The organism is Variovorax sp. P4_D9 (assembly GCF_056401695.1).
In genome coordinates this window covers 1-6,133 of sequence record NZ_JBFUIU010000550.1, presented here as the reverse complement: position 1 = coordinate 6,133, position 6,133 = coordinate 1, and the positions used below count along the sequence as shown (strand labels likewise).

Below are 6,133 nucleotides of genomic sequence, written 5' to 3'. Positions count from 1 at the left end.
ACGTGCTGCAGGTACAGCGCCTCGACGTGGAGAAGCAGCTGATCGTCGGCCACACCGACACACCGGGCGACGTGCGCGTGATCTTCCTGCACCAGGTGTTGACCGCGCGCAGCGCTGAGACTGGTCAGCAATTCAACCTCGACACATGGCTTGAGGCCGTTCGCATCGCGCGCCGGCGCCGGGCCTGACGCACTAATCCCAGTGGCACCGACTGGGCATGCTTACTTGGCCGGCCGCCTCCCGATCGCGGATCCAGCCCCGAGACCGGAGCGCGACTCGCCAACAGTTATGCAAGCTAGCAGGAAAGTCTGCTCCTGGCCGACAGCGGACGTACTTTAAAAACGGCGTCGACGTGGTCGCGCGACGATGGCGCGCTGCCGGTAAATCGCGTTCTTCACAGCATTAATCCCCACCCATAAAGCATCCGCAAGCACCGGCTGCGAGTACCACCCCGAAGCGTACAGACGGAAGACGTCGACCTCATCCTCAGGCGACAGATCCCGAGGTCGGCCGAAAACCTGCCCCCTTTCCCTCGCTGCAACCCTTCCAGCCATGCAGCGCTCGCGGATGATGGATCGCTCGAATTGAGCGACCGCACCGAGGATCTGCAAGACGAGTTCCCCCATCGCCGACGAGGTATCCACCGGCTCCGTAAGCGACTTGAGGGCACAGCCAGCGATGCGAAGGCGCTCCAGCAACGAAAGGAGATCCTTGAGGCTGCGGGCCAAGCGATCGATCTTGTAGACCACCAGCGTTTGACCAGGTTGAAGAGCGGAGAGGGCCTTGTGCAGTTCGGGGCGCGGCCCGACACCGCTGGTCTTCTCAGCAAAAACCCGTCGAACCCCGGCGCGCCGAAGCGCATCAAGTTGAAGCCGAGTCTCCTGATCGCTGGTTGAGACTCTGGCATAGCCAATCACCCGCCCCCTTTCTCAAGATGCCAGCCACTTGAGAAGGCCGATATAGCCGCCGACAACCCAGGCGATGATGATGACCCAAGCGATAAGGGGGTGAATCGCGTTGGGGCGGGCCATATCGCCAGCTCACGCTCACCAGGTCGAGGCTTCGCGAAGGTACGAAGCCGACCCCAGGAACGGCACGGCGGATGAAAGATGCCAGGGCAGCCGCCCTGCCAGGTCAACGCATCACGTTCGGCGTCGTAGCAATCGACGCCAAGCTCGGCGTAGTGATTCGTCTTGCGGACGAACAGAGCAGCGACGGCTGTCATGCCATGAACCCGATGATGAAGGCTGCATCGGGCGCACCTGGGCGCACGCGTCGAAGAAGTGGGGATGAGGGCGACGGCCCTCTGCGGTCAAGTCGTCCTGCCAGTCGCTCCAGTTGCGCAGGATCACGAATTGGCGGGCGGTGCTGCTCACAGCAGGCCCTTCAGCAGCGCAACGGTAGCGACCGCAGCGAGAGCGCCGAGCCGCCAGCCGTAGCCGCGAATGATGGTCTGGAGGAAGCGCTTCACAGAGATTCCCCCGCGACCGGCTGACCCTTCGCCATGTAGGTCAAATCGATGACGACCTGCCCGGCGTCCGCCTCAGCGGTAACCGTCAGACCATCGAGGCCGTCTTCTTCGGCGTCACGCAGGAGGGCAAGGATTGCGCCCTCCAACTGCGCGAGCCGAGCGGCCTGCATCGCATCACGCGTTTGCATGGTGCACCCCTCAAGCAGCAGACTTGGGGGCAAGTGCTGCCGCTTTGGCCAGCCTCGGAGCCACCGAAAGACCGCCCTTGCTGTCCACGTAGATGCTCGAAGGGTGCAGGAGGTACTCGCCAGGAGCGTAGAACAGCGCAGCGCCGTCCTTGTCCTTCGGGAGAATGATTTCGACCTTGGTCGGATACGGGTCCGGCTGGCCCTCGCGATCCAGCAGATGCATCCACACGTCCTGGAACGACAGGTCGTAGGGCTTGCCGGTGGCTTTGGCGTTGCCCGTCATGCGACGAACGGCCGTGCTGGTGACGGATACTTTGATCATGGGTGGCTCCAGTTGATGCATTCACCTTGAATGCAGAGCCGGTTGTATCCGTGCATGCACATTGAATGCAAGCACTTTCGTATGATGCATGCACCCTGTAGGCAAAATGTCACATTCAAGGAGTTCCCGATATGCCCACGACGATGAATCTGCTAGACACCGCGCTCGCACAGCAGCCGGCGCCGTTTTGGACTCAGCGCCTGAAGCTCGCCAGGAACACGCTCCACACGGCCAAGGTGCGCGGTCACCTTTCGCCTGCTATCGCTGGAGCGCTCGCCGAAGAATTGGGAGAAGATGCGAGGGAGTGGATCGTTGTCGCCGCCCTTGAATCAGAGCGGGACAGCGCCTGCAAAACGCGGATGATCAAGCGATTGACCACCGCTGCAAAAAGGTAATTTGTGAATGAGCTCCCGCTTTCGGCATGTCGCACTGATCGGTAAATACCAGGCCTCCGGCGCCCGGGCGCAATGCGGCGCGCATGACGACATCATGGAGGGCATCGGCGCCTTCCTCGAATCGCAGGGCTGCAAGGTGTTTGTCGAGAAGTCGCAGGCGGACGCGGTCGAAACCGGCCCCTATCCCGCACTCACGGTAGAGGAAATCGGCCAGCAATGCGATCTCGGCCTGGTGGTCGGCGGCGACGGCACCATGCTCGGCATCGGCCGCCAGTTGGCGCCGCACGACGTGCCGCTGATCGGCATCAACCGCGGCCGGCTCGGCTTCATCACCGACATCTCGCTCGACAACTACCAGGCCACGCTGATCCCGATGCTGGCCGGCGACTACGAGGAAGACCTGCGCACGCTAATGAAGGCGCGGGTAGTGCGCGACGGCGAGTCGGTGTTCGACACCCTGGCGATGAACGACGTGGTGGTCAACCGCGGYGGCACCTCGGGCATGGTCGAGCTGCGGGTCACGGTGGGCCGCCATTTCGTGGCCAACCAGCGCGCCGACGGCATGATCATCTCGACGCCCACCGGCTCGACCGCCTATGCGCTGTCGGCCGGCGGACCGCTGCTGCATCCCGCGGTGCGCGGYTGGGTGCTGGTGCCGATCGCGCCGCACACGCTGTCGAACCGGCCCCTGCTGCTGCCCGACGCCGACGAGGTCACGATCGAACTGGTCGGCGGGCGCGATGCCAGCGCCAATTTCGACATGCAGTCGCTGGCCCAGCTGGTCATCGGTGACAAGGTGATGGTGCGACGCTCGGATTACCGGGTGCGCTTCCTGCATCCGCGCGGCTGGAGCTATTTCGACACCTTACGCAAGAAAATGCATTGGAACGAAGGGGGATCTTGAGATGGCGTTGAGGCGCATTGCGCTGCGGGATTTCGTGATCGTGCGGGCGCTCGAGCTCGATTTCTCCACCGGCTTCACGGTGCTTACCGGCGAGACCGGCGCCGGCAAGTCGATCCTGATCGACGCGCTGCAGCTGGCGCTGGGCAACCGGGCCGATGCCGGCGCGGTGCGCGAAGGCGCCGAGCGGCTGGACGTCAGCGCCGAGTTCGATGCCGATCCCGGCCTGGCCGGCTGGCTCGACGAAGGCGGCTTCGAGGGCGGCGACGCCCTGCTGCTGCGGCGCACGGTCGACCTCCAGGGCCGCAGCCGCGGCTGGATCAACGGCAGCCCGGCCACCGCGACCCAGTTGCGCGAGCTCGGCGACCGCCTGCTGGACATCCATGGCCAGCACGCCTGGCAGAGCCTGACCCGGCCCGAGGCCGTGCGCGGATTGCTCGATGCCTATGCCGGCGTCGACACCGGTGCGATCGAGAGCGCCTGGCAGCTCTGGCGGCAGGCGATCGGCGCCCTCGAAACCGCCCGCTCGGCCCAGGATTCCCTGCAGCGCGAACGCGAACGCCTCCAATGGCAGGTCGCCGAGGTCGCCAAGCTGGCACCGGGCGAGGACGAGTGGGAAGAGCTGTCGGCGAGCCACAGCCGCATTTCCAACGCCCAGGCGCTGATCGATGCCGCCGAGGGCGCCGGCAACGCGCTCGAGGACGACGACAGCGGCGCTCTGGCGGCGCTCGGCCGGGCCCTCACGCTGCTGCAGAACTGCGAGCACATCGAACCGGAGTTCAAGGTGCTGGCCGAGGTGCTGGCCTCCAGCGTGGCTCAGGCATCGGATGCCGCGCATTCGCTGCACAGCTACCTGCGCCAGGCCGACACCGACCCCGAGCGGCTGGCCGAACTCGACGAGCGCATGGGCAGCTGGATGTCGCTCGCGCGCCGCTACCGGCGTCCGCCGGCCGAGCTGCCGGCCCTGCTCGCCGGCTGGCAGGCCGAGTTGAAGGCCCTCGACGCGCAGAGCGACCTCGAGGCACTCGAGCGCACCGAGCAGTCGGCACAGCAGGCCTACCTGAAAGAGGCCAAGGCGCTGGCCAAGGCCCGCAAGCAGGCGGCGCCCAAGCTCTCGCAGGCGGTCACGCAGGCGATGCAGGAACTCGGCATGAAGGGCGGCCGCTTCGAGGTCGCGCTGCAGCCGCTGGCGCAACCGGGCCGGGCCGGCCTCGAAGAGATCGCCTTCTTGGTCAGCGGCCATGCCGGCAGCACGCCGCGTTCGATCGGCAAGGTGGCGTCCGGCGGCGAGCTCTCCCGCATCGCGCTGGCCATCGCCGTCACGACCAGCGAACTCGGCGCCGCCCAGACGCTGATCTTCGACGAGGTCGATGCCGGTGTCGGCGGTGCCGTGGCCGAGACCGTCGGCCGGCTCATGAAGCAGCTCGGCCGCGATCGCCAGGTGCTGGCGGTGACCCACCTGCCGCAGGTGGCGGCCTGCGCGGACCACCATCTGGTGGTCGCCAAGCGGCAGACCGCCGCCAAGGGCCAGGACGCGGCCCGCACCGAAAGCAGTGTCGCCGTGCTCGACGGCGAAGGCCGCGCCCAGGAGGTCGCCCGGATGCTGGGCGGCGAGCGCGTCTCCCGAACCTCGCTGGCGCATGCGCGCGAGATGCTGGGCCAGAAGGCACAGGCGGCCTAGCCATGAGCCTCGAACTCGTGCTCATCACCGGCATGTCCGGTTCCGGCAAGTCGGTCGCCCTGCACGCGCTCGAGGACGCAGGCTACTACTGCGTCGACAATCTGCCGCCCGAGCTGCTTTCGCCCTTCATCGCGCTGCAACAGCAGCAGCATGTCGCCAAAGTGGCGATCGCGATGGACGTGCGCAGTGGTGTCTCGCTGCCCCTGGTGCCGCAGCAGCTCGAATGCCTGCGGCAGCAGGGCATTTCGCTGCGCTCGCTGTTCCTCGACGCCACCACCGATGCCCTGGTGCGCCGTTATTCCGAAACCCGGCGCCGCCATCCGCTGTCGCGCCAGGAAGGCCGCACCGACGCGCCCGAACAGCAGCGCGTGCTGATGCAGGCGATCGAGCTCGAGCGGGAACTGCTCGCCGACCTGCGCGATGGCGCCGACGTGGTCGACACCAGCATCATCCGACCGGCGCAGCTCCAGAGCTACGTCAAGGCGCTGATCTCGGCACCCGACAGCGCGCTGACCCTGGTGTTCGAGTCCTTCGCCTTCAAGCGCGGCGTGCCGCTCGATGCCGACTTCGTGTTCGACGTCCGCATGCTGCCCAATCCGCACTACGTGCCGGCCCTGCGTGCGCTGACCGGACGCGATGCGCCCGTGATCGAGTGGCTGCGCGAGCACGAGGATGTCGCCCGCATGTACGGCGACATCGAGCAGTTCCTGCAGCGCTGGCTCGACGCCCTGGCGCGCGACCATCGCAGCTATGTCACGGTGGCCATCGGCTGCACCGGCGGCCAGCATCGCTCGGTGTTCCTGGTCGAGCAGCTGGCGCGCGGCTTCGGCGCCCGGTGGGCCGCGCTCAAGCGGCACCGCGAGCTCGACAGCGTCTAACTTAACTAAGGGTTCGCGCAAAAATAACTTGATAAACTTTGTGGGATGTGTTCTAAAGCGCAATGCAGATTGCATTCGCGATAGAGCAGATCGAGTCGAAGTACCGATCGCTGGCAGCAGTGCTGGACGAGCGGGCCCGTCGGCATTGGGCGGCGACTGAAGCGCGCGCCTACGGTTGGGGTGGCGTCAGTGCGGTGAGCGACGCCACCGGAATGTCGCCGAACACGATACGCAAAGGGCGTCAGTGCGGTGAGCGACGCCACCGGAATGTCGCCGAACACGATACGCAAAGGGTTG

8 protein-coding genes and 1 pseudogene are annotated in these 6,133 nt (G+C 66.1%); 6 read left to right on the top strand and 3 right to left on the bottom strand.

The features are described from left to right. On the top strand, nt 1-188 hold a 188-nt coding region (locus AC1DY5_RS38410), incomplete at its 5' end, for a hypothetical protein (RefSeq protein WP_478119702.1). A 147-nt stretch (nt 189-335) separates the two neighbouring features. Here AC1DY5_RS38410 and AC1DY5_RS38405 read toward each other — a convergent pair. From AC1DY5_RS38405 to AC1DY5_RS38395, 3 genes are all read right to left on the bottom strand, one after another. Beyond that, nucleotides 336-917 (bottom strand): recombinase family protein, encoded by a 582-nt coding sequence (locus AC1DY5_RS38405; protein WP_478119701.1) that lies wholly within the window; start codon nt 915-917, stop codon nt 336-338. Nucleotides 918-1,467: 550 nt separating this feature from the next. After that, nucleotides 1,468-1,659 (bottom strand): hypothetical protein, encoded by a 192-nt coding sequence (locus tag AC1DY5_RS38400; RefSeq protein ID WP_478119700.1) that lies wholly within the window; start codon nt 1,657-1,659, stop codon nt 1,468-1,470. Nucleotides 1,660-1,669: 10 nt separating this feature from the next. Beyond that, nucleotides 1,670-1,981, bottom strand: coding sequence for a single-stranded DNA-binding protein (locus tag AC1DY5_RS38395; protein WP_478119699.1), 312 nt, complete (start codon nt 1,979-1,981; stop codon nt 1,670-1,672). Between the two features lie 131 nt (nt 1,982-2,112). Here AC1DY5_RS38395 and AC1DY5_RS38390 point away from each other — a divergent pair, with 131 nt between their 5' ends. From AC1DY5_RS38390 to AC1DY5_RS38370, 5 genes and pseudogenes are all read left to right on the top strand, one after another. Next, nucleotides 2,113-2,376 (top strand): hypothetical protein, encoded by a 264-nt coding sequence (locus AC1DY5_RS38390; protein ID WP_478119698.1) that lies wholly within the window; start codon nt 2,113-2,115, stop codon nt 2,374-2,376. 7 nt (nt 2,377-2,383) lie between these two features. Continuing rightward, nucleotides 2,384-3,280, top strand: a complete 897-nt coding sequence (locus tag AC1DY5_RS38385; RefSeq protein WP_478119697.1) for an NAD kinase — start codon at nt 2,384-2,386, stop codon at nt 3,278-3,280. Nucleotide 3,281: 1 nt separating this feature from the next. After that, nucleotides 3,282-4,958: a DNA repair protein RecN gene (gene recN, locus AC1DY5_RS38380; RefSeq protein WP_478119696.1), complete on the top strand. Its 1,677-nt coding sequence runs from the start codon at nt 3,282-3,284 to the stop codon at nt 4,956-4,958. Between the two features lie 2 nt (nt 4,959-4,960). Then, the gene (gene rapZ / locus AC1DY5_RS38375) at nt 4,961-5,836 is read left to right on the top strand and encodes an RNase adapter RapZ (protein ID WP_478119695.1); all 876 of its coding nucleotides are present in this window, start codon (nt 4,961-4,963) and stop codon (nt 5,834-5,836) included. Nucleotides 5,837-5,898: 62 nt separating this feature from the next. After that, a pseudogene (locus tag AC1DY5_RS38370) lies at nt 5,899-6,133 on the top strand (ISAzo13 family transposase); the annotation flags it as partial.